The organism is Bradyrhizobium sp. NAS96.2 (genome assembly GCF_001908235.1).
Lineage (GTDB): Bacteria > Pseudomonadota > Alphaproteobacteria > Rhizobiales > Xanthobacteraceae > Bradyrhizobium.
This window is the reverse complement of sequence record NZ_LGHK01000215.1, coordinates 40,798-63,867: the sequence shown is the minus strand read 5'-3', so window position 1 is coordinate 63,867 and position 23,070 is coordinate 40,798. Positions and strand designations below refer to the sequence as shown.

Genomic DNA, 23,070 nt, shown 5'->3' with positions numbered 1-23,070 from the left:
CGGCGACCACGGCGCGCCGCACCGAGACCGGCTGGCGGCTGACCGGCCGCAAAATCTACTCGACCGGCGCGCCGATTCTCAAATGGTACGCGGTCTGGGCGAAGACCGACGAGCAGGACGCCCGCGTGGGACAATTTCTGGTTCCGGCCGGATTGCCGGGTACGCGGATCGAGGAGACCTGGGATCATCTCGGCCTGCGTGCCAGCGGCAGCCATACCGTGGTCTTCGACGACGTCGTGTTTCCGCTGGATTACGAGATCGACGTGCGCAGGCCGGACGACTGGAAGGTTCCTGACGTCACCCAGGCGACCGTGCACGCGATCTTCGTCGCCGCGATCTATGACGGCATCGCACGCGCCGCCCGCGACTGGCTGGTCAAATTCCTGAAGGAGCGGGTGCCCGCCAATCTCGGCGCGCCGCTGGCGACGCTGCCGCGGATGCAGGAGGTCGTCGGCGGGATCGAGGCGCGCCTTGCCGTCAATGCCCGCCTGATCGAGAGCTTTGCCGCCGATTTCGATAACGGCTTCCCGCTCTCGGCGATCGAGTCTAACATCATCAAGCTGACGGTGACCAATAACGCCGCAGCGGTGGTGGAGGATGCCTTGTCGCTGACCAGCAATCACGGCCTGTCGCGAACCAATCCGCTGGAGCGGCATTACCGCGACGTTCTGTGCGGCCGCGTCCATACTCCGCAAGACGATGCCACCCGTGTCTCCGCCGGACGCTTCGCGCTGGGCGTCTGAAAACAACAGCCAACAACAACGGAGTTATCAGTCATGCCGGTCGAGTTCATCGGCTTCATCACCAACAACAACGCCTCCGAGACCATCGTCCGCACAGGGCCGGTGCTCGATCCGCCCTATATCGAGACCGTCGCCAAGGCCCATGAGCTCGCCGGTTTCGATCGCGCGCTGCTCGCGTTCCACTCGACGACGCCGGACGCGTTGCAGGTTGCGCAGCATGTCCTCACCATCACCAAGCAGTTGAAAGTGATGATCGCGCAGCGGCCGGGTTTCACCGCGCCGACGCTGCTGGCGCGTCAGCTTGCGACGCTGGACCAGTTCTATGGCGGCCGCGTCTCGCTGCACGTCATCACCGGCGGCAACGCCATCGAGCTGCGCCAGGACGGCAACACGCTCGACGACAAGGACGAACGCTACGCCCGCACCAACGAATTCCTCGACGTGGTCCGGCTGGAATGGACCAGCGAGAAGCCGTTCAACTACACCGGCAAGTATTACAACGTCGAGAACGGCTTCTCGCAGGTGAAGCCGTTGCAGAAGGGCGGCATCTACACCTTCGTCGGCGGCGGCTCGGACGCCGCGGTCGAGGTCGCCGGCAAGCACGCCGATACGTTCGCGCTGTGGGGTGAATCCTATGCGCAGGTGCGCGACGTCACCGCGCGGGTGCGCGCGGCTGCTGCCAAGCACGGCCGGCCGACGCCGCGCTTCAGCCTGTCGGTGCGGCCGATCCTCGCCGACACCGAGGAGAAGGCGTGGGCGAAGGCCGAGCATATCCTCGAGCGCGCCACGGCATTGCAGGATCAGACCGGCTATCGCCGGCCCAATCACGCGACCGATGGCGCCAAGCGGCTCCTCGCGCTGGCGGATCAAGGCACCCGGATCGACAAGCGGCTGTGGACCGAAATTGCAAAACTCACCGGCGCCAACAGCAACACGACGGCGCTGGTCGGCACGCCCGAGCAGGTCGCCGAGGTGTTTGCCGATTATTACGATCTCGGCGTCAGCCACTTCCTGATCCGCGGCTTCGATCCGCTGGTCGATGCGATCGACTATGGCCGCGAGCTGATCCCGCTGACCCGCAAGCTGATCGCCGCGCGCGATCAGCAGCGGGGGATCGCTGCCGAATGATCCGTCTCATTGTTGCGGCGGCGCTTGCGTTCGCCGCCATCGACGCCGCCTTCGCGCAGACCACGCTGCGCGTCGGCGACCAGAAGGGCAATTCGCAGGCCGTGATGGAAGCGGCCGGCGTGCTCAAGGACGTTCCCTACAAGATCGAATGGAAAGAGTTCGCCGCGGCAGCGCCGCTGCTGGAGGCGCTCGGGGCAGGCGCGATCGACACCGGCCTCGTCGGTGACGCGCCGTTCACCTTCGCGGCCGCCGCCAAAATCCCGGTCAAGGCGATCGCGGCGGTGCGGCAATCGCGCGACGGGCTCGCGGTCGTGGTGCCGGAGAACTCCGCGATCAGGAGTTTTGACGATTTGCGCGGCAAGAAGATCGCAACCGGCCGCGGCTCGATCGGCCATCAGCTGATCCTGGCGGCGCTGGAATCCAGGGGTTGGCAGGCGAGCGACGTGCAGATCGTGTTCCTCGCGCCGTCGGACGCGAAGGTCGCCTACACGCAAGGCTCGGTCGATGCCTGGTCGACCTGGGAGCCTTATGTGAGCCAGGAGGAGGTGCTGTTCAAGTCACGCCGCGTCATCACGGCCGACGGCATCACGCCGGGCCTCGGCTTCCAGGTCGCGACGCCAGATGCGATCAAGGGCAAGCGCGCCGAGCTCGAGGATTTCGTGCGCCGCCTCGCCGCCGCGCGCGCCTGGTCGCAGAACAATGTCGAGGGCTATGCTGCGACCTGGGGCAGGCTGATGAACATCCCGCCCGCGGTGCCGCTGAACTGGCTGACGCGGGCAAAAATCCGCATCGCGCCAATCGACGACAGCGTGGTGGCCGACGAGCAGAAGACCATCGATCTCTACGACCGCTGGGGCCTGATCCGGCAGAAGATCAACGCCGCCGACATCGTCGATCGGTCGTTTGCTGCGGCGGTGGAGAAGGGCGCGGGATTATAGCCGCGCATTTGGCAAGCGACGCCAAACATTCGGCGTCGTCCTGGCGAAAGCCAGGACCCATTACCCCGGCTGCTGTTGTTGTGCGACGCTGGGGCCACGATCTCGCGTACGATCAAATTTGGTGGTTATGGGTCCTGGCTTTCGCCAGGACGACGGCTGGGGAGAAGACACGGCAAAATTCAACGCCGCTAACGAGACCGTGACCTCCCAAAACATCCATTCGTCGGGTCGCCATGGTCCGGCAAGGAAATTCTCCATTCCGCTTCTTCCAAAACAGCAACGTTGCTATTTTCGCGATGGCCTTGCCGCGCCCTCCCGCGCCGCCAAGATCAAAAGCACGAACAATCGAGTCCGGGAGATCACCATGGGCCTTCAACAAACTCGTATCGAGTCGCTGCCGTTTGTGACTGCTGAGCTGAACTACCTCGCGCCGACGCTGGGCAAGCCCCGGACCTACGCTTTCGACCCGCCGCCGGGCGAGCCCAAATCCACCGCGCTGCCCGAACCCCACAACGTTCCGATCTTTGACGGGCGCCTGATCGCGGACAGCTTCTCGCTCGACCGTGAGGGCTTTGCGCTGGTCAAGCATCCGACCGTCGTGAAGGACTATTACGACGACAATGAAGTCCGCAACGTCTACTATCCCGCGGTCGAAGCCTTCCTCAAGGCGACGCTGAAAGCCGATCGCGTCCTCATTTTCGACCACACCGTGCGCAAGCGCGTCGAGGGTGCGGCTGATATCCGCGGCGGCGGTCCGCGCCAACCCGCGACCCGCGTCCATGTCGACCAGACCGCGATCTCCGGTCATAACCGCGTGTTCGAGCATCTGCCCGACGAGGCCGAGCAATTGGTCAAGGGCCGCGTCCAGGTGATCAATCTGTGGCGCCCGATCCGCGGTCCGCTGCGCGATTCTCCGCTGGCAATGGCCGACGGCACCACGATCGCGCCGGAGGATCTGATTGCCTCCGATCTGATCTATCCGAACCGCAGCGGCGAGACCTATTCGGTGAAGTACAATCCGAACCATCGCTGGTTCTACATTCCCGAGATGACGCCGGACGAGGCGATCCTGCTGAAATGCTATGACTCGGCGACCGACGGCCGGACCCGGTTTGGCCCGCACACGGCGTTTGTCGATCCGACCACGCCGGCCGACGCCGCGCCGCGCGAGAGCATCGAGCTGCGGACCCTGGTGTTCCATAAGCAGTAGTCGCAACTGAGCTAGCCGCGAAATCGGTGGGCTCCCTCTCCCGCTTGCGGGGGAGGGTTGGGTGGGGGCTCGCTCCGCGAGTCATATAGTGGAGAGAGCCCCCACCCGGACCGCATCTGACGATGCGTTCCGGCCTCCCCCGCAAGCGGGAGAGGCAAGGCGAATCCGCGGATAGGCTGAGCCCATCCGCTCTGCCTCCAAAGTTGGCACCATCAGCACAATAATGTTACGCCCTCCCCAAGATGCTTGGGGAATAGGCGATTCATGGACGGCGTGGTGACGAAGGGAGAGGCGGGGATCGGGTTCCGCGCCCTGGTTCTTGCACTTCTGGCATTGGCCTCGGGCCACATGCTGTCGACGCTGCTGCGGACGATCCCGGCGATCAGCCTCGATCTGATGGCACGCGATTTCGGCACCTCGCCGCAGGCGCTGGCGAGTCTCACCTCGATCTATCATTTCTCCTTTGCGGCCTCGCAAATCCCGGTCGGCGCCGCGATGGACCGCTTCGGCGTGCGGCCGGTGTCGCTGAGCCTGCTCGCCGGTACCGTGGTCGGGACGCTGGTCTCGGCGCTTGCGACAGGGCCCGCGAGCTTCGTGCTCGGACAATTGATGCTCGGCGTCGCCACCTCGGGCATGCTGATGTGCCCGATGACGCTCGCCGCCAAGCAGATGTCGGCGGCGAAGTTCGGCCTGTGGTCCGGCCTGATCCTCTCGATCGGCAATATCGGCATGCTGCTGTCGGCGAGCCCGCTGGCCTTCGTGGTCGATCAGTTCGGCTGGCGCGCCGGCTTCTGGGTCTCGGCCGGCTTCGGTATTGCGGTGCTGATCGCGGTGTTCGCGCTGGTGCCGCGGCAGCCGGCGGCGCATGCGGACGATTCCTCGCCGCTGCATCAGATGGCCGAGGTGCTGCGGCTCGGCCTGTCGCGGGGCCTGCGGGGGCTGATCGCGCTGTCGCTGGTGTCGCTCGGCGCGTCGCTGACCTTGCGCGGCTTGTGGGGCGGGCCGTGGCTGATGGATGTGAAGGGGCTCAGCCGCATCGAGGCCGGCAACGTGCTCGGCCTGTTCACGCTGGCGATGATCGTCGGCCCGGCCTGTATCGGCGCCTTCGATCGCAAGTTCGGGCACCGCCGCACCATGGTGGCGGCAACGCATGCCATCGCCGCACTGCTGCTGGTAGCGATGGCGGCCGGCGCGCCGCATTTCCCGGTCTCGAACCTGTTCGGCGTTGCCGTGATGCCGACGCAATATGACCTGGTGCTGCTGGTCCTGATCGGGCTCGCGACATCGGCGCAGCCGCTGATCTACGGCATGACGCGGCAGCTCGTCGACGCCCAAAATACCGGCAAGGCGCTGTCGTCGGTCAATCTCGCGTTTTTCCTCGGCGCGGCGCTGCTGCAATCGAGCACCGCCGGTGTCGCGGCGCTGTTCGGGCTGCCCGCAGTGCTGCTGTTCATCGCCGCCGCGCTGGCGATCGGGATCGTGCTGTTTTGGGCCTATACCTCGACGGCGGTGGCGATAAGATAGCGGCCTGTTCCAACCGCTCCCGGAAATCACGTGCCCGCGCCCGCCAAGATCGACCCGATCACCCGTTCCGTCGTCCAGCACCGCCTGTCGTCGATCGTGAAGGAGATGGGCGAAGCCATGCTTCGCACCTCCTATTCGCAGATCCTCAATTCCAGCCGCGATTTTTCCCTGGCGATCTGTGATACCAGCGGGCGGCTGATCGCGCAGGCCGATCACATCCCGGTGCATGTCGGCGCCCTGCCATGGGCGACGCTCGCGGTCGAGGAACGCTTCAAGGATGTTGCGCCCGGCGACGTCATCCTGCTCAACGACCCCTATCAGGGCGGCAGCCATCTGCCTGATCTCACCGCCTTCGTGCCGGTGTTCGACGGCGGCAAGCGATTGCTCTGGACCATCGTCCGCGCGCATCAGAGCGACATCGGCGGCGCCACCCACGGCGCCTACAATCCCGGCGCGACCGAGATCTACCAGGAAGGCATCCGCATTCCGCCGATCAAGCTTTATGAGGCCGGCAAGCCGCGCGAGGATTTGCTCGATCTGCTGGCGCTGAACATCCGCAACCCCAGAGAATTCCGCGGCGACCTCGCGGCGATGCTGGGCGCCGCGCACCTCGGCGAGCGCCGCGTCGCAAAGCTGTTCAGCGAGTTCGGTGCGGAGACCGTCGAGGCCGCGATCGAGGCCATTCTCGATGCGACGGAGCAGCAGACCCGCGCCGTGGTGTCCTCCTGGAAGGACGGCGTGTTCTACGGCGAAGCGTTGCTCGACGATGACGGCCACGGCCGCACCGACATCAAGATCGCCGCCAAGGTGACCAAAAAGGGCAGTGACATCGAGGTCGACCTCACCGGCTCCGATCCGCAGTCGACCAGCTTCGTCAACTCGTCGCATGCCAACATGCAGGCCGCGGTCGCGATGGCATTTGCCTATCTGATCGACGCCGACATCCCGAAGAACACCGGCGCGTTGCGGCCGCTGAAGGTGGTGGCGAAGCAGGGCACCATCGTGTGGGCCGATCCCGGCCGCCCCGTCACCTTGTGCACCAGCCATCCCTCCAACGAGATCGTCGAAGCCATCATCAAGGCGATGTCGGCATCGTGTCCGGATCGCGTGATGGGCGGATGGGGCCGCAGATTCCGCATCGCGATCCAGGGCGAGGACCCGCGCAACGGACGCAATTTCATCTGGCATATGTTCCAGGCGCGGCCGGGTGGCGGCGCCTCGATCGGTGGCGACGGCTATTCCTCGATCGGCGAATGGCACACCGTCGGCGGTCTCAAATTCGGCAGCATCGAGGTCGCCGAGGTGCGCTTTCCCCTGCATTTCCGCAAGCATGAGTTCCGGCCGGATTCCGGCGGCGACGGCCAGCATCGCGGCGGCCTCGGTGTCGCGCTCGACATGGTGCTGGAGACGCAGAAGCCGGCCAAGGGCAACACCGCCGGCGACGGCGCGCGTCACGGTCCTTGTGGCATGCTCGGCGGCAAGGACGGCGAGCCGCATCACTATCGCCTCTTGTCGGAAGGCCGCGAGCCGCGCGTGCTCAGGACAAAAGAGGTCGGCATCGAGCTGCGCCCCGGCGATTGCCTCGAGATCCGCTCGTCCGGCGGCGGCGGCTGGGGTCCGCCCGAGAAGCGATCGGCGGAGGCGCGGACGCGCGACGTCGCACAGGATCTGGTTTCGAAAGCGTAGAGAAGCGATGTACACGATTGGGGTTGACGTCGGCGGCACCTACACCGACCTGGTTGCGACGGATCAAAGCGGGCGCACCGTTTTCGCGAAATCACCGTCCACGCCGGCCGATCAGTCGATCGGCGTGATGGCGGGGCTCGAAGAGCTGGCGCGCCGCCTCGGCGTCACGCGCGCGGCGATGCTCGCCGCCACCGATCGCCTGGTGCACGGCACGACGGTTGCGACCAATGCGCTCTTGGAACGCAAAGGCGCCAAAGTCGCGCTGCTGACCACCGAGGGGCATCGCGACGTCGTCGAGATGCGCGAGGGGTTGAAGCCGGATCGCTACGATCTGCGCACGCCGCCGCCCGAGCCGCTGGTGCCGCGCGAGCGCCGTTTCGGCGTACGCGAGCGGTTGAAGGCCGACGGCCGCGCCGCGATCGCGCTCGATGCCACAGCGCTCGGCGAGGTCATCGCCGAGGTGAAACGATCGGGCGCGAACTCCGTCGCGGTCTGCTTCCTGCACGCCTATCTCAACCCGGCGCATGAGCTCGCAGCGGTCGAGCGGGTGGCAAAGGAGTTGCCCGATGTCAGCGTGTCGCGCTCCAGCGACGTGCTGCCGCAGATCAAGGAATATGAGCGCGTCTCGACCACGATCGTGAACGCCTATGTCGAGCCGACGGTGCGGCGTTATTTGACCAATCTGGAGCGGAGCCTGCACGGGGCCGGCTTCAAAGGCTCGCTGTTCGTCGTGCTGTCGCATGGCGGCATGGCGCCGGTGGAGGAAGCCTCGCGGCTTGCCGCCGGCACCGTGCTGTCGGGCCCGGCCGGCGGCATCTCCGGCAGCCGCCGCTGCGCCGAGATGCTCGGGATTCCCGATCTCGTGCCGTTCGACATGGGCGGCACCTCGACCGATATCTCGCTGATCGCTGACGGCCAGGCCTCGCTGTCGGCCGACGGCATGCTGGCCGGCCAGCGTATCGCGCTGCGCAGCCTCGATATTGCAAGCATCGCGGCCGGCGGCGGCTCGATCGCCAGCGTCGACGGCAGCCGCACCTTGCGGGTCGGGCCGGAGAGCGCCGGCTCGGTGCCGGGCCCGGCCTGCTACGGCAATGGCGGCACGGCGGCCGCTGTCACCGACGCCAATGTCGTGCTTGGTTATCTCGATGCCGCGGCCTTCATGGGCGGCGCGCGGCCGCTCGATCGCGCTGCGTCGGAGGCGGCCGTCGACCGGATCGCCGGGGCGCTCGAGCTGTCACGGATCGAGGCTGCCGCCGGCATCTACAAGATGATCAATCTGAAGATGGCCGACGGCATCCGCCTGATGACCTTGCGCCGCGGCGTCGATCCGCGCAAGTTCGCGCTGCTCAGCTTCGGCGGCGCCGCCGGCATGCACGCGGCCGAAGTCGCGCGCGAGCTCGAGATCAAGCGCATCATCGTGCCGACGGTTGCCTCCGTGCTCTCGGCCTGGGGCATGCTGACCAGCGATCTGCGCTACGAGGTGAGCCGCACCCATTACGGTACGGGGCGGATTTCCGCCGATGAGGTTCGCGTGCTGTTCGCCGCGCTGGAGGAGCAGGCCGCAGGGCGGCTGCGCGACTGGTTCAAGGGCGACATCGCAATCGAGCGCTCCGCCGAGATGCGCTACGGTGAGCAGGTGTTTGAGATCGACGTGCCGCTCGGCGACCTCGATCTCGGTGCTGCCGACCTCGTCGCGCAGATCGAGGAGCGCTTCCATCGCCGCCACGAGGAGCTCTACACCTACGCTTCGCGCGGGCAGGAGGTGGTGTTCGTCAATGCGCGCGTCGCCGCGGTCGGCAAGATTGCGCGCGGTAGCAGTGATGCCGGAAAGGCCGGCTCGGCCGCGCCCTGTGCGCCGCGCGGCAAGCGGCAGGCTTGGCTCGGTGGCTGGCGCGATGTGCCGGTCTATGCGCTCGACGATCTCAAGCCGGGGCAATCGTTGGCCGGTCCCGCGATCATTGAGGCCGAAACCACCACGGTTCTGGTCGATGACGGTGATCGCGTCACGGTCAATCCGCTGGGCTGGCTCGACATAACATTGCGCTGATCGCCGCGTGGGAACTGCGCTCCCTCTCCCGCTCGCGGGGGAGGGTTGGGGTTGGGGGTCTCTCCACCAGTCACATTGTGGAGACAGCCCCCACCCGGATCGCATCTTCGATGCGATCCGACCTCCCCCGCAGGCGGGAGAGGTGAAGACAGGTCCGTCTCCGCCATCAACATTTCATTTTTCCGGCATTGGCTTGGGCGATAAGCTCCGCTCGCTGGGAGGGAGCGCCGGCCTGGTGCCGGCGTTGTGGCGATGTTGATGCAAACAAAAAGACAAACTGCGCTTTCGATATTCCTTGCTCTCGCAGCACTGCTGGCGGCGGCGCCGTTGTGCGCGCAGCCAGCGACGCAGGCGGCCGGCAACGAGATCCGTGTCGGCAACGTCATGCCCTACACCGGGCCGCTCGCCGCGTTCGCGACCATCGGGCGGGCGGAAGCGGCCTATTTCGACATGGTCAACGAGCATGGCGGCATCAACGGCCGCAAGATCAAGTTCGTCTCGGTCGATGACAGCTCCAATCCGAAGACGGCGATGGAGCAGACCCGCGATCTCGTCGAGAAGCAGGACGTGCTGCTGATGTTCGGCTCGTTCGGCACGCCGAGCAACCTCGCCGTGCGAAAGTACCTCAACGAGAAGAAGATCCCGCAGCTGTTTGTCGCCTCCGGCGACGAGGAGTGGGCGCATCCGAGGGCCTTCCCCTGGACCATGGGTTGGCAGCCGACCTTCCGCGCCGAAGGGCAGATCTACGCCAACTACATCCAGGCCGCCTATCCCTCCCGCAAGATCGCGGTGCTCTGGCAGAACGACCAGTTCGGCCGCGATCTGTTCAGGGGATTGCAGGAAGGGCTCGGCGACACCGCAGGGATGATCGTCGCCGATCTCGCCTTCGACGCGTCGGAGACCGCGATCCAGAACCAGATCGGAATCCTGAAAGGCTCCGGCGCCGACATCCTGGTGTTCGATGGCGCTCCCGCGATCGCGGCGCGCGCGATCCGCGTCGCCGCCGACCTCGACTGGCATCCGGTGTTCATCCTTGACAACGCGTCGGCCTCGATCGCCAGCGCATTGCGGCCGGCGGGCCTGCAGAATTCGCTCGGCGTGATCTCGACCTCGTTCCTCAAGGATGCCGGCGATGCCGCCTGGAAGAACGACCCGCAGATCAAGGCGTGGGACGCCTTCATGGACAAGTATTACCCCGACGGCGACAAGGACGACATCTACGCCGTGTTCGGCTATGCCGCGGCCGACACGCTGATGCAGGTGCTGCGCCAGTGCGGCGATGACCTGTCGCGCGACAACATCATGCGGCAGGCGGCCTCGCTGAAGGACTATCAGAGCCCGATCGCGCTGCCCGGGATCGTCATCAACACCGGACCGAAGGATTTCCGCCCGATCAAGCAGATGCGGCTGGTGCAGTTCGACGGCAACGCCTGGCAGCCGATCGGCGACGTAATCGAAAGCGCGTTCACGGCGGTGCGGGAGGATAATTGAGGCGCGGTGATTGAGGAAGCGTCGTCCCGGCGAAGGCCGGGACCCATTACCCCAGCTGGAATTTGTTTTACTCCGCTGGGGCAAGGTTCTTTTTCATACCACGCAGCGGTGGTTATGGGTCCCGGCCTACGCCGGGACGACGGGGGGAGAGAGCCGGCGCTGGTCCTTACTTCTTCAACCCGTAATTCAGCAGCCCGCCCTTGTTCTTCGCCGGATGCGCGCGCAGGCCTTCCTCGTTCGGCTCGGTGCCCCAGCCCGGGCGGTCGGGGATCACGAGATGGCCGTCGACGAATTCGGGTATATGGGTGAACAGCTCGTGGTCCCAGGCCAGCCGATCGATGTCGGTCTCCATGATCCGCAAATTCGGCACCGCCGCGCAGAAATGCGCGTTCATCATGGTGCAGAGGTGGCCGTAGAAATTATGCGGCGCGACGTTGACCTCGAAATGCTCGGCGGCGGCGGCGATCTTCATCGACTGCCAGACCCCGTTCCACGGCGTGTCGATGATCGCGACATCCATCGCCTGCTCGGTGAAATAGGGCAGGAATTCGCGCAGGCCCAATAGCGTCTCGCAGGACGAGATCGGGTGCGGGCTCTGGCGGCGGATATAGCCGAGCGCCTGCGGGTTGAAGGTGTCGATCTCGACCCAGAACATGTCCATCTTCTCGATGGCGCGCAGGATCTTCAGATAGCCCTCGGTCTTGGCGTTGAAATTGAGGTCGAGCAAAAGGTCAACATCCGGCCCCGCGCCGTCGCGGATCGCTTCCAGATGCATGCAGAGATTGCGCAGCACCGTGCGGTCGATATTGATCTCGGGCTGGAACGGCGAGCCGAAGCCGGGACGCCAGCCCATCGGCTTGCCGTCGGTGTAGACGAAGATGTTGGTCTTCATCGCCGTGAATTTCTTCTCGCGCACCTCGGCGCCGATCGCCTTGACGCCGTCGAGATCGGTGATCGCCGGCTTGTACCAGTCGGGATGGTTGATGCGCCAGGTCGCGCAATGCGACCAGTAGACCCGCACGCGGTCGCGGATCTTGCCGCCGAGCAGATCATAGCAGGGCACGCCGAGCGCCTTGGCCTTGACATCGAGCAGCGCGTTCTCGATCGCCCCGAGCGCGAGCGCTACCACGCCGCCGGCGGCGGGGCGCGTCGCGGCGAACAGCTCGACATAGATCCGCTCGTGCTCGAACGCGTTCTTGCCGACCACCCGCGCCGACAGCCGCTCGATCGCCGCCGTCACGCCGGGGGCGCCAAAACCCTCGTCATATTCGCTCCAGCCGACCAGACCGTCCGTGGTCGTCACCTTGACGAAGTGATAATTCCGCCAGCCGGCATCGCAGGCGAGCGTCTCGACGCTTTTGATCGTGGTGGATTTGCTCATGGTTTCCTGCCCGGCTTTTGTTGATGTTGAGCAAGTTCAACAACGGATCGACAGAGGCGTCAATTCGCGCCAGGGCAGGGCGACAATGCGTATTGGCAAGGCGGCGCTCGCCTGTTCGTTAACCGTCACCCTGAGGAGCGCGCTCTTGCGCGCGTCTCGAAGGGCGACCGGCCCGGCTATATCCGCTCGGATGCAACGGCCCGGCTATATCCGCTCGGATGCAGCGGGGCCGTGCATCCTTCGAGACGCCGCTTCGCGGCTCCTCAGGATGACGCGGAGGGAGTGTTCGGGTCTATGGCCGGAACAGCGTCGGCCGCTGGCGTTCGAACGTCTTGCGGCCGTTCTTGAAACCCATCAGCACGTCGGGCAGTTCGGCGATCGCATTGGTTCCGCTGTCGGTGTCGAGCACGACGATGTCGGCGGGATTACCGACCGCGATGCCGTAATCCCTGAGGTTCATCAGCCGTGCCGGCAGATCGGTGACGAGATCGAGGCAGGCATCGAACTCGCCGATCCCGGCATGCGCGGCATTGGCGTAGAGGTTGGCCATCCGCAGCAGCGATGCGTCGCCGAACGGCGTGAAGGGATTTTGCACATTGTTGGTCGCGACCGAGCACAGCACACCGTTGGCGACCAGCCGGTGCGCGGCGGTCAGGCCGCGCGGCGCGTTGTGGGTGGCGTCGCGCCCCATCAGATAGAGGTCGGTCGCGGGCAGCACGGTGACCGCGACGCCGGCCCCGGCAAGCCGGGCGCTCGCCGCCTTCAGCCGCTCCGGCGGCAGTGCAGACAGCTTGGTCGCGTGCCCGATCGCGACGCGGCCGTGATAGTTGCGCCGCTCGGTCTGCCGGCAGACTTCCTCCATATGCGACCAGGACGGATCGAGGTCGAAGTCGAGATGGAGGTCGACATCGAGGTCGAATTGCTGCGCAAGATCGAAGATGCGCGCGATGTGCGCGTTCGGATCGGTGTCGACATAGGGACAGCCGCCGATCGCCTCGGCGCCGTCGTTGAGCGCGGCGACCAGCAGCTCGTCGGCGCCGGGATCGTTGGTCAGGCCCTCCTGCGGAAACACACAAAGGGAGAGATCGAGCGCCCAGGCGTAGTCCCGCTTCATTGCCTTGACCGCCTCGAAGCCGCGCAGTCCGATCCGCGGGTCGATCTCGACATGTGTCCGCATCCGTGTGGTGCCTGCCGCAATCGCGCGCTCGATCACCTTGGTGCCGCGGGCATGGACGTCCTCGACCGTGAAGTCGCGCTTCATCGCCGACACCGCGCGGATCGCCTCGGAAAGGCTCGCATGGTCGTGGCCGCAGCGACCGAGCAGGCAGGCCTTGTCGAGATGGATGTGGGTGTCGACGAAGCCCGGCAGCACCAGCCGCCCGCCAAGGTCAACCTCGACGGCCTCGCAGGAGAGGCGCGGCGCGATCGCGGCGATCCTGCCGTCGGCGATGCCGATATCGACCGCCGACGCGGATGCGCGCGTCACGGCATGACGGAAGACCAGGTCGAAGGCAGGTTTCGCAGTCATCGCGGAAGAAACATCAGGGTGGTCCTAGCCTAGCGGAAGGGCAAGGAATCGGCAGCATCAGATTGTGTGCAGTTTGCTCGATGGATTGTCTAAAAAATATGCATACACTTTGGCGGCCGGATTGTAGAGTCCCGATCATCCCCGGAGGCCCCACCATGTCCGTTACCGCCAAAGCCGATGCCCGCCCGCTGTCCGATGCCGAGATCGTGGAGGCCTATCTGACCGCGTCGATGATCCCCGATCCCGACGCGGCGGCGGCCTATATGAAGCCGGGCACCGTGATCACCTTCACCGGCGGGCGCGAATTCGACCATCCGCGCGGGCCGACCGGCTTCAACGCCAGGCGCTATCGCTGGGTGAAGAAGCGCATGGACCGGTTCGACGTCTGTCCCGGCACCGGCGAGACCGTCGTCTACAGCGTCGGCACGCTGTACGGCGAATGGATCGACGGCACGCCGTTCGAAGGCAACCGCTATGTCGATCGCTTCGTCGTGAAGGGCGGGCAGATCGTCAAGATGGACGTCTGGAACGACAGCGCCGAGCAGATTTTGCTGCAGCGGGGGATTGAGGCCTGATGCCTCAGCCGTCATTGCGAGGAGCGAAGCGACGAAGCAATCCATGCCTCAGCAAGCGGTGCGGTGGATTGGTTCGCTTCGCTCGCAATGACGAGCGCTGTTACCGCCCCCGCACCGCCTTCGGCAGCTTCACCACCTTTTCGCCGCTCGCCTCGTCGGCATAGGGCGCCAGGATATCCAGCAGATCACGTCCGCGCTGCGGGCTGGGCGCGACCAGCGCGCGGGTCGCCACGGAATCCAGGTGGCTGTGCATCAGCCCCATCACCTTGTCGACGTCGCCCTTCACAAGCGCGGCGATGATCGCGCGGTGCTCGTTGATCGCGCATTCCGATGAATGCGGCCGGCTGTACAGCGACAGCGTCAGGCAGCAGCGGTAGGCGACCTCGCTGACATAGCGCACCAGGATCGGGCTGTTCGTCATGTGGGCGAGCAGGATGTGGAATTCGGTGGCGAGCCGGATCGACACCGCATCGGTGCCGTCGCGGGCGCGATCCTCGGCGTCGACATGGGCATTCAGTTCGGCGATCTGCGGCTTGGTCAGCTTGCCGGCGAGCTGCCGCACCACCAGCCGCTCCAGCTCGATGCGGATGTCGAAGGCATCGCGTGCTTCCTGCCAGCTCGGCGTCGCCACCACCGCGATGCGGTTACGGCGCAGCTCGACGAGGCCTTCGGCCGCGAGTTGCCCGAGCGCATGCCGCGCGATGGTGCGGCTGACGCCGAAGCGTTCACCCAGAGAGTCCTCGGGCAGTTTCGCGCCGGGCTCCAGCGCCTGCTCGATAATCGCGCGCCGCAGTGCGCGGCAGATCACGCTGACCTTGTCGGACGATTCAGCCGTCTTGCTGGTGTCGGCCTTGCTGGTGTCGGCGCGCGCCGCCATTGCCGCGAATCCTTCTCGAAACGAGCTTCGAACGCCTCTTTATCATACCGCTAAAACAATCGGGCGCTGCAATTGCATGCAGTTTGAGCTGTGGATTGCCCAAAAGGAATCCGGCTCCGCGCCCGCCGGTCCCACGATCCCCTTGATTTTTAACGGCCGGGCCGCTGGCATCCAGCTTGCATGCACTTTGCCCTCCGTCACCTTCGGCCGCGGCGCCCGCGCCGTGCCGGCCCTGTCCAAGACCACGCTGCGGATCGCCGGCGGCGAGTTCGTGGCGCTGGTCGGTCCATCGGGCTGCGGCAAATCCACCATCCTGCGGCTGGTCTCGGGCCTGGCGCGACCGACCACCGGCGTTGTCATCGTCGGCGGCCGTGAAGTCGCGGCGCGCGCGATGCGGGTCGGCATGGCGTTCCAGAACAATGCGTTGCTCGAGCAGGTCGGATTGAAAGCGTTTGGCGGCCGCTATCCCTGGCAGCTTTCCGGCGGCATGCTCCAGCGCGCCAATCTGTGCCGCGCGCTGATCCACGAACCGCGCATGCTGCTGCTCGACGAGCCGTTCGGCGCGCTCGACCAGTTCACCCGCGAGGAGCTGTGGGGGATCCTTCACCAGCTCTGGATGACCCACAAGCCGACCGTGCTGCTGGTCACCCACGATCTGCGCGAGGCCGGCTTCCTGGCGAGCCGCATCTGCGTGATGAGCGCGCGGCCCGGCCGCATCCTCGATGACTCCCGTGTCGACTTCGCCCGCCCGCGCACCGTGGCAAGTCGCGGTGGTGCCGATCTTCGTGCTGTGGTTCGGCTCCGGCACCGTGCCGGCGGTGCTGACCTCGCTGTCGATCTGCTTCTTCCCGATCGTCGTCAACATCGCAACCGGGCTTGCCACCACCGAGCCCGAGCTCGAGGATGTGCTGAAGGCGCTCGGCGCCAGCAAGTTCGACATCCTCTGGAATGTCGGGCTGCCACGGACGATGCCGTTCTTCTTCGCCTCGCTGAAGGTCGCGGTCTCCTACGCCTTCGTCGGCGCCGTGCTGTCGGAGACCGTCGCCTCGAACCGCGGCATCGGCAACGTCATGATGACCGCATCCTCCAATTTCAACGTGCCGCTGGTGTTCGCCGGCCTGTTCGTGCTCGCCGGTCTCGGTGTCGCGCTCTACGTCCTGTTCTCGCTGATCGAGGGCCAGGTGACGGGCTGGGCGACGCGCAAGGACAATGTCATCGCGACCTGAGAGACGTCGGCGAATTGAGTTAGCCGTCATTGCGAGCGAAGCAATCCATTCCTCGGCATGGGGATAGATGGATTGCTTCGTCGCTTCGCTCCTCGCAATGACGAAGGAGGGAAGCGATGCAAGCCACGGCAACCCGCCTGTTCTCTGCTTCCGACCACGACATCCGCAACGACGTCGCGCCGGCTGATTTCGTCAGCATCGATCTCGACCGGCTTGGGCGCGATCAGATTCTCGATACGATCCGCTCGACCTCTTGTTCGCACGCGGCAATGCGTCGCTGATCTCCGAGCTTGTGGTCGATGGTCGCCCCGTCGCAAGGGCCGGCCGGTGCCTCGGTGTTGATCTTCCGGCCATCGAGCAGGAACTGCGCGGCATCCATCGCGCGAGTGCCGCCACATACGCGCATGTCTTGCGCGCATGGCCGCGAATTTCGAGCTCGCTGCAACATTGGTTCGAAGCGCAGCTCACCTGCAATTGGCTGCACAATCGTCGTTTCGCGCGAAGCGCCAAGCGCAGCCAAATTCCGCTAATTCCGTCAAGCGGAAGAAAATTCCACTTGCATCACACAGTCGGCGCGGCTTCAAGTTCACCCAACAAGAAAACTGAATCAGCTGCTGTCGCCGGCTGGTCATGTTGGTGAGGAAGCCTGATGGGCGCGTTGTCGCATCTGCGGATTGTCGAGATCGGAAGTGCTGCGGCGACGAGCTATTGCGCGCGGCTGTTCGCCGATTTTGGCGCCGATGTGCAGAAGATCGAGCCGCCCGAGGGCGATCCGCTTCGCCGCACCGCGCCGCTGACGCCGCAAGGGCACAGCGCATGGTTTGCGTTTCTCAATTTCAACAAATCGAGTGTTGTGCTCGCTAAGAGTGACGCGGCGCGCCTGCGCGAATTGATCGAAAGCTGCGACATCCTGCTCGACGGTCGCGGCATCGCTGCGGCCGATTGTCCCGATATCGATCTCGCTGCGATCAAGCGCGACAACCCGGGCCTGATCCATCTCGACCTCGCCTGGTTCGGCGATCGTGGTCCCTACGCTGACTATGTGGCGACCGATTCCACGATCCGCGCGCTGACCGGCCTCGTGAAGCTGGTCGGCCCCGAGCAGGGGCCGCCGATGCACGCGCCGGATTTCCAGATCGGAATCCTGGGCGGGCTATGGGGCTTCATCGCCGCCGCATCGTCGGTGCTCGGCCGCATGCAGGACGGCCGCGGGCGGGAAAGCCATCTCAGCCTGTTCGAGGCCAGCATCGCCGTCACCGAATACATCATGTTCGAGGCGTTCCAGCGCGGCGACATCATGCGGCGGATCGGCGTCATCCGGTTCTGGCCGACCTTTCCGGTCGGCATCTACGAAACCAAGCAAGGCTGGCTCGGCGTCACCACGGTGACCCCGGCGCAATGGCGCGCGTTCTGCGAGATGCTCGGGCTGAACGAATTGCGCGATGATCCGACGCTGGTCATGGGCGTCGACCGGCTGCAGCGCGTCGCCGAGATCGAAGGCAAGATCCTGCCGAAGCTGAAGCAGCGCACCGCGCAGGAATGGTTCACTGAGGGTCTCAAGCGCAAGATCCCGATCGTACCGGTGCCGGAGATATCGGATCTCATCGCCGACGAAGAGAAGCGCGCCCGCGGCGCCATCGTGCCGATCACGGTCGGCGACGAGGCTGGCTTCAGCGCCGGTACGATGCAGCGGCTGACGGCAACGCCGCCGCTGCGCGGTGGCCGCGTGCCTGATATCGGCGAGCAGCAGGCGAGGCACGAGGCCGCGCCGCGCGTGCCGGTGCCGAAGCCGGCGGTAACCAATCGCTTGCCGCTCGCGGGCATCCGCGTCGTCGACTTCTCGATGGGCTGGGCCGGGCCGATCTGCACCCGCACGCTCGCCGATCTCGGCGCCGACGTGATCAAGATCGAGGCGACGCAGTATCCGGACTGGTGGCGCGGCGTCGATCGGCGCCCGGCCTATGTGCTGGAGCAGATGTACGAGAAGTCGGTGCGCTACTGCATCATGAACCGCAACAAGCGCGGCATCACGCTCGACCTGACGCGGCCGAAGGGGCTGGCGCTTGCAAAACGCCTGCTCGCCGATGCCGATCTCGTGGTCGACAATTATTCGGTCGAGGTGCTGCCGAAACTCGGGCTCGGCTATGAGGTGCTGAGCAAGATCAATCCGAAGCTCGTGATGATGTCGATGTCGGCGTTCGGCGTCGGCAGCGTGCACCGCGACTGCCGCGCCTATGGCTCGACCCTGGAGCAGGGCTCCGGCCTGCCGAGCGTAGTCGGCGATCCCGGCGGCCCGCCCGTCATGAGCCACACCGCGTTTGGCGACGCCGTCGGCGGTCTCAATGGCGCTGTCGCGGTACTGACCGCGCTGATCCACGCTAGGCTCACAGGGCAGGGGCAGTTCATCGATCTCGCGCAGATCGAATGCATGATGCCGTTCGCCGCACCCTGGATCGTTGCGCATTCGATCGACGGCAAGCCGCCGGCCAAGTATGGCAACCGCCATCCGGATTTCGTGCCGCATGGCTGCTTTCGCTGCGACGGCGACGACAATTGGATCGTGGTCGCGGTATCTGACGACGCGATGTGGCCGAAACTTGCGCGGCTGCTCGGCCGCGACGATTGGGCGACGAACGAGACGCTCAAGACGGCGGCGGGCCGCCGCGCCATCGAGGCTGAGATCGAGGCAGCGATCTCGGCCTGGACTTCGTCGCGCGACGCGGATGCGGCGATGACCGCGCTGCAATCCGCCGGTGTCGCGTCCGGCGTCGCGCGGCTGCCGATCGATCTGTTGAAGGACCCGCAGCTCCACGCCCGCGGCTTTATCCAGCAGGTCGATCGCGCCTTCATCGGCAAACATCCGCAGCCGTCGATGCCGTTCCGCGAAGGCGAGGCGCCGTTTGCGATCCGCTCGGTGCCGCCGACGCTCGGCGAGCACAATCGTGAGATCCTGTCCGGCATGCTCGGCCTGTCCGATGCCGAGGTCGAGGAGCTCACGCGCGAGGGCATCATCGGCACCGAGATGCTGATGGAGGAGCAGCTGGTGAAAGAGAAGAAGCGGGCGGCGGGTTGATGGAGGCAGGCCAGCCGGCACAGCGCAGGGCGGAGGGTGCGCGCGACGGTGCGCGGCCGCTGCTCTCCGTGCGCGGGCTCGGCATCCGTTTCAAGACCACGCAAGGCATCTGGCAGGCGACGCGCCGGATCGATTTCGACATCGCACCCGGCGAGCGCGTCGGCATTGTCGGCGAGAGCGGCTGCGGCAAGACCATCACGGGCCTTTCGATCCTGCGGCTGTTGCCGGGAAATTTTGCCGGCCTCGATGGCAAGATCCTGTTCGACGGCGTCGATCTCGCCTCCTGCAGCGCGCGGCAGATGCGCGCGATCCGGGGCAAGCGGATTGCGATGATCTTTCAGGAGCCGATGAGCGCGCTCGATCCGGTGTTCACCGTCGGCCACCAGATCGCCGAGACGCTGCGCGTCCACAGCAACATCGGCCAGGAGGAAGCGCGCGCCAAAACGCTCAAGATGCTCCGCCGCGTCGGCATCGCTTCGCCGGAGCGGCGGATCGACGATTATCCACACCAATTGTCCGGCGGCATGCGCCAGCGCGTGATGATCGCGGCGAGCCTGATCTGCGGGCCGCAGCTCCTGATCGCGGACGAGCCGACCACCGCGCTCGACGTCACCGTGCAGGCGCAGATCCTCGAACTGCTCCGCGACATCAGCGAGACCTCGAAGACTGCGCTGATGCTGATCACCCACGATCTCGGCGTCGTCGCCGAGACCTGCACGCGGATGATCACGATGTATGCCGGCGAGGTGATCGAGGACGCCAGCGTCGACGAGGCGCTGGTGCGGCCGCTGCATCCCTATACGTCGGGACTGTTGCGCTCGTTGCCGCATTTGAGCCCGCGCCACGGCCGGCTGCCGTCGATCCCGGGAAGGGTGCCGTCGATCGCTGAGATGCCGGCCGGCTGCCGCTTCCGCGCCCGCTGCGCGCATGCGACCAAAGGCTGCGAGGCCGAGCAGAAGCTGCAGGATGCCGGCGGAGGCAGAAGAGTGCGCTGTCATCGCTTTGCCGAGCTCAACCTGCCGGGCGCGCTGCATCCGCCCGACGCTCCGGCTGCTGCGAAGGTCGCGACCCAATGACCGCAGCATCCGCCGAACAGCGCCGCGAGCCCATCGTCTCGGTGCGCGATCTCCAGGTCCGCTTCCAGACCTCGGACCGCCGCGCCACCGTCAAGGCGGTCGACGGCGTCAATTTCGACGTCCGCCGCGGCGAGACCTTCGGTATCATCGGCGAGTCCGGTTCGGGCAAGACCACGATCGGCCGTGCGCTGGTGTTCCTGCTCAATCCCAGCGCCGGCGCTATCCTGCATGATGGCATCGACCCGACGGCACTATCGCGCACGGAATTCCAGAACCATCGCCGCGACTACCAGATCATCTTCCAGGATCCGAACGCGGCGCTGAACCCGCGCATGACCATCCTGGCTTCCGTGCTTGAGCCGCTGGAGCTTGCTCGTGTCGGCAGCCGTGCCGAGCGCGAGCGGCAGGCGCGGGAGGCGCTGGAGCGCGTCGGGCTGCCGCAGGAATTCGGCGAGCGCTATCCGCACCAGCTCTCCGGCGGGCAAAAGCAGCGTGTCGTGATCGCCCGCGCGCTGACCTTGAAGCCAAAGCTGATCGTCTGCGACGAGGTGGTGGCCGCGCTCGACATGTCGATCCGCGGCGACGTGCTCAACCTGTTTGCCGATCTGCAGCGCGATCTCGGCCTGACCTATGTCTTCATCACCCACGACCTCGCGGTGGTCTCGCATATCAGCGAGCGCGTCGCGGTGATGTATCTCGGCCAGTTCGTCGAGCTCGGACCCACTGAGGAGGTCGCCGAGCGACCGCTGCATCCCTACACGATCGCGCTGCTGTCGGCTGAGCCGCGGCCGCTGCCGTCGGCGATGCGGCAGGAAGGCCGCATCGTGCTGCAGGGCGAGGTGCCGAGCCCGATCGATCCGCCGTCAGGCTGCCGTTTCCGCACCCGCTGCCCGCATGCGCAGCCGCTCTGTACCGAGCGTGTGCCGGAGTGGCGCGAGCTGAAGTCCGATCACTGGGTGGCCTGCCATTTCGCCGACCGCCCGAATTTTTCGCCGAACTAGCAATTGGAGATTCATGCCATGACAATGACGACCAGACGCGAGGCCATGGCACTGATCTCCGGCGCATTGGCCAGCACCACGCTCGGCGGCAGCGCGTTCGCACAAGGCGCGCCGAAGAAGGGCGGCACCTTGCGGATCTCGGCGCCCGCCAACCCGTCGAGCCTCGATCCCGCGACCGGCGGCGCCGGCTCCGATCACGCTTTCCTGTTCACGATGTACGACACGTTGACCGAATGGGAATTCGACACGCTGAAACCGAAGCCGGGGCTTGCCGAGAGCTGGAAGTTCACCGATCCCACCACGCTGGTGCTCAATATCCGCTCAGGCGTCACGTTCCATGACGGCACGCCGCTCGACGCGGAGGCCGTCAAGTTCAACCTCGATCGTAACCGCAGCGATGCGAAGTCGAACATCAAGGCCGATCTGCTGTCGGTCGCATCGGTCGAGGTCACCGGTCCGCAGCAGGTGACCTTGAAGCTGAAGACGCCGGATACCGCGCTGCCCGGCATCCTCTCCGACCGCGCCGGCATGATGGTGTCGCCGGCGGCGCTGAAGGCCGCCGAGGGCGGCGTCGTGACGCGCAAGCCGGTCGGCGCCGGCGCCTATGCGTTCGTGAGCTGGGCCGATGGCGAGAAAATCGTGGTCAAGCGCAACGCGAAATATTGGAAGCCGGACCGGCCTTATCCCGACGGCATCGAATTCTCGATTATTCCGGAACTGACGACGGGCGCGCGTTCGGTTTCGGCGGGCCAGAACGATCTGATCTATCAGCTGCCGCCGCGGCAGAAGGCGATCATCGAGCGCGCCTCCAGCGTCAAGGTGGTGCACGGCCCGACGCTCTACGTATTCCAGATCTTCCTGAACTGGGCCAAGCCGCCGTTCGACAACGTCAAGGTGCGCCAGGCGCTGAACTTCGCGATCGATCGCGAGTCCTTCGTCAAGGCCGCGCTCGCCGGCCTCGCCGAACCCGCCTACATGAACCTGCCGAAGTCGCATTGGGCCTATAACGCCGAGGTCGCAAAACTCTATCCCTACGATCCCGGCAAGGCGCGCAAGCTGCTCGCCGAGGCCGGCTTCAAGGAGGGCACTCCGATCGAGATCGGCGGCTATTCGGACCAGGATTCGGTGCAGCGCGAGGAGATCCTGATCGAGCAGTTCCGCAAGGCCGGCATGAATGTGCGCTTCGTCAACGCGCCGATCGCGGAAGCCTCCGCTGCGTTCTTCGGTCCGGAGAAGAAGGGCTCCGGCCTGCTTGCGGCCTGGACCGGCCGGCCCGATCCGAGCCTGACCTATTCGCTGATGTTTACCAAGGACGCCTATTACAATGGCGGCCGCGCGCCGGTCCCGACGGAGCTGGTGGCCGCGATCAAGGACTCGCGTGCGTCTGAAGATATCGAGGTCAGGCGCAAGGCGTTCGCAACCGTGCAGCGGCTGGTGATGGAGAATGCCTTCGTGGTGCCGCTGGCGTTCCAGTTCGAGCTGGTCGCGATGAACAAGAAGGTGCAGGGCTATCGGCCCAATCTGCTCGGCAAGCCGAAATACGACGACGTCTGGCTGGAAGGCTGA

The 23,070-nt window shown here is 65.7% G+C and carries 17 protein-coding genes and 2 pseudogenes; 16 read left to right on the top strand and 3 right to left on the bottom strand.

Annotated elements, in window-relative coordinates; translation table 11 throughout:
• The 8 genes from AC628_RS35170 to AC628_RS35135 form a co-directional block, all read left to right on the top strand.
• Window positions 1–743 (top strand): acyl-CoA dehydrogenase family protein (locus AC628_RS35170; protein ID WP_143201972.1); only part of this gene is annotated, 743 nt, incomplete at its 5' end.
• Window positions 744–776: 33 nt separating this feature from the next.
• On the top strand, window positions 777–1,871 hold the full coding sequence (locus tag AC628_RS35165) for an LLM class flavin-dependent oxidoreductase (RefSeq protein ID WP_074131282.1): 1,095 nt from the start codon (window positions 777–779) through the stop codon (window positions 1,869–1,871).
• Window positions 1,868–2,809 carry an ABC transporter substrate-binding protein gene (locus AC628_RS35160; protein WP_074131281.1) on the top strand — a complete coding sequence of 314 codons (942 nt, stop codon included), beginning with the start codon at window positions 1,868–1,870 and terminating at the stop codon, window positions 2,807–2,809. Before AC628_RS35165 ends, AC628_RS35160 begins: the two co-directional genes overlap by 4 nt.
• A 364-nt stretch (window positions 2,810–3,173) precedes the next feature.
• Window positions 3,174–4,019 (top strand): CmcJ/NvfI family oxidoreductase, encoded by an 846-nt coding sequence (locus tag AC628_RS35155; protein ID WP_074131289.1) that lies wholly within the window; start codon window positions 3,174–3,176, stop codon window positions 4,017–4,019.
• A 264-nt stretch (window positions 4,020–4,283) separates the two neighbouring features.
• Window positions 4,284–5,543 carry an MFS transporter gene (locus AC628_RS35150; RefSeq protein WP_074131280.1) on the top strand — a complete coding sequence of 420 codons (1,260 nt, stop codon included), beginning with the start codon at window positions 4,284–4,286 and terminating at the stop codon, window positions 5,541–5,543.
• A 30-nt stretch (window positions 5,544–5,573) separates the two neighbouring features.
• Window positions 5,574–7,229, top strand: a complete 1,656-nt coding sequence (locus AC628_RS35145; protein WP_083633254.1) for a hydantoinase B/oxoprolinase family protein — start codon at window positions 5,574–5,576, stop codon at window positions 7,227–7,229.
• 7 nt (window positions 7,230–7,236) lie between these two features.
• Entirely contained in the window at window positions 7,237–9,276 is a 2,040-nt protein-coding gene (locus tag AC628_RS35140; RefSeq protein ID WP_074131279.1) for a hydantoinase/oxoprolinase family protein, read from the top strand.
• Window positions 9,277–9,534: 258 nt separating this feature from the next.
• Window positions 9,535–10,767 carry an ABC transporter substrate-binding protein gene (locus AC628_RS35135; protein ID WP_074131287.1) on the top strand — a complete coding sequence of 411 codons (1,233 nt, stop codon included), beginning with the start codon at window positions 9,535–9,537 and terminating at the stop codon, window positions 10,765–10,767.
• A 166-nt stretch (window positions 10,768–10,933) separates the two neighbouring features.
• Here the strand turns inward: AC628_RS35135 and AC628_RS35130 are convergent, their stop codons facing one another.
• Window positions 10,934–12,148 (bottom strand): mandelate racemase/muconate lactonizing enzyme family protein, encoded by a 1,215-nt coding sequence (locus tag AC628_RS35130; RefSeq protein WP_074131278.1) that lies wholly within the window; start codon window positions 12,146–12,148, stop codon window positions 10,934–10,936.
• A 292-nt stretch (window positions 12,149–12,440) separates the two neighbouring features.
• Entirely contained in the window at window positions 12,441–13,676 is a 1,236-nt protein-coding gene (locus AC628_RS35125) for an amidohydrolase family protein (protein WP_074131277.1), read from the bottom strand.
• A gap of 155 nt (window positions 13,677–13,831) precedes the next feature.
• Between AC628_RS35125 and AC628_RS35120 the strand changes: the two genes are divergently transcribed.
• Window positions 13,832–14,251, top strand: coding sequence for a nuclear transport factor 2-like protein (locus AC628_RS35120; protein ID WP_074131276.1), 420 nt, complete (start codon window positions 13,832–13,834; stop codon window positions 14,249–14,251).
• Window positions 14,252–14,351: 100 nt separating this feature from the next.
• On the opposite strand, the gene AC628_RS35115 is transcribed toward AC628_RS35120, so the two are convergent.
• Complete coding sequence (locus AC628_RS35115; RefSeq protein WP_074131275.1) at window positions 14,352–15,128, bottom strand: GntR family transcriptional regulator; 777 nt, start codon at window positions 15,126–15,128, stop codon at window positions 14,352–14,354.
• Window positions 15,129–15,270: 142 nt separating this feature from the next.
• Between AC628_RS35115 and AC628_RS35110 the strand changes: the two are divergent.
• The 7 genes and pseudogenes from AC628_RS35110 to AC628_RS35085 form a co-directional block, all read left to right on the top strand.
• Window positions 15,271–15,891, top strand: a pseudogene (locus tag AC628_RS35110) (ABC transporter ATP-binding protein); the annotation flags it as partial.
• A pseudogene (locus AC628_RS35105) lies at window positions 15,890–16,354 on the top strand (ABC transporter permease); the annotation flags it as partial. The pseudogenes AC628_RS35110 and AC628_RS35105, both read left to right, overlap by 2 nt.
• Before the next feature lie 116 nt (window positions 16,355–16,470).
• Entirely contained in the window at window positions 16,471–16,635 is a 165-nt protein-coding gene (locus AC628_RS44910) for a hypothetical protein (RefSeq protein WP_210190300.1), read from the top strand.
• Window positions 16,636–17,003: 368 nt separating this feature from the next.
• Window positions 17,004–19,427, top strand: coding sequence for a CaiB/BaiF CoA transferase family protein (locus AC628_RS35100; protein ID WP_074131274.1), 2,424 nt, complete (start codon window positions 17,004–17,006; stop codon window positions 19,425–19,427).
• Window positions 19,427–20,503 carry an ABC transporter ATP-binding protein gene (locus AC628_RS35095; protein ID WP_074131273.1) on the top strand — a complete coding sequence of 359 codons (1,077 nt, stop codon included), beginning with the start codon at window positions 19,427–19,429 and terminating at the stop codon, window positions 20,501–20,503. Before AC628_RS35100 ends, AC628_RS35095 begins: the two co-directional genes overlap by 1 nt.
• Window positions 20,500–21,504 carry an ABC transporter ATP-binding protein gene (locus AC628_RS35090; protein ID WP_074131272.1) on the top strand — a complete coding sequence of 335 codons (1,005 nt, stop codon included), beginning with the start codon at window positions 20,500–20,502 and terminating at the stop codon, window positions 21,502–21,504. Before AC628_RS35095 ends, AC628_RS35090 begins: the two co-directional genes overlap by 4 nt.
• An 18-nt stretch (window positions 21,505–21,522) precedes the next feature.
• A complete protein-coding gene (locus tag AC628_RS35085) occupies window positions 21,523–23,070 on the top strand; it encodes an ABC transporter substrate-binding protein (RefSeq protein WP_074131286.1) in 1,548 nt (515 codons plus the stop codon).

Coding starts and splice junctions, on each gene's coding strand:
- AC628_RS35165 (WP_074131282.1), top strand. CDS start 777: ATGCCGGTCGAGTTCATCGGCTTCATCACCAACAACAACGCCTCCGAG.
- AC628_RS35160 (WP_074131281.1), top strand. CDS start 1,868: ATGATCCGTCTCATTGTTGCGGCGGCGCTTGCGTTCGCCGCCATCGAC.
- AC628_RS35155 (WP_074131289.1), top strand. CDS start 3,174: ATGGGCCTTCAACAAACTCGTATCGAGTCGCTGCCGTTTGTGACTGCT.
- AC628_RS35150 (WP_074131280.1), top strand. CDS start 4,284: ATGGACGGCGTGGTGACGAAGGGAGAGGCGGGGATCGGGTTCCGCGCC.
- AC628_RS35140 (WP_074131279.1), top strand. CDS start 7,237: ATGTACACGATTGGGGTTGACGTCGGCGGCACCTACACCGACCTGGTT.
- AC628_RS35135 (WP_074131287.1), top strand. CDS start 9,535: ATGCAAACAAAAAGACAAACTGCGCTTTCGATATTCCTTGCTCTCGCA.
- AC628_RS35130 (WP_074131278.1), bottom strand. CDS start 12,148: ATGAGCAAATCCACCACGATCAAAAGCGTCGAGACGCTCGCCTGCGAT.
- AC628_RS35125 (WP_074131277.1), bottom strand. CDS start 13,676: ATGACTGCGAAACCTGCCTTCGACCTGGTCTTCCGTCATGCCGTGACG.
- AC628_RS35120 (WP_074131276.1), top strand. CDS start 13,832: ATGTCCGTTACCGCCAAAGCCGATGCCCGCCCGCTGTCCGATGCCGAG.
- AC628_RS35115 (WP_074131275.1), bottom strand. CDS start 15,128: ATGGCGGCGCGCGCCGACACCAGCAAGGCCGACACCAGCAAGACGGCT.
- AC628_RS44910 (WP_210190300.1), top strand. CDS start 16,471: ATGCAAGCCACGGCAACCCGCCTGTTCTCTGCTTCCGACCACGACATC.
- AC628_RS35100 (WP_074131274.1), top strand. CDS start 17,004: ATGGGCGCGTTGTCGCATCTGCGGATTGTCGAGATCGGAAGTGCTGCG.
- AC628_RS35095 (WP_074131273.1), top strand. CDS start 19,427: ATGGAGGCAGGCCAGCCGGCACAGCGCAGGGCGGAGGGTGCGCGCGAC.
- AC628_RS35090 (WP_074131272.1), top strand. CDS start 20,500: ATGACCGCAGCATCCGCCGAACAGCGCCGCGAGCCCATCGTCTCGGTG.
- AC628_RS35085 (WP_074131286.1), top strand. CDS start 21,523: ATGACAATGACGACCAGACGCGAGGCCATGGCACTGATCTCCGGCGCA.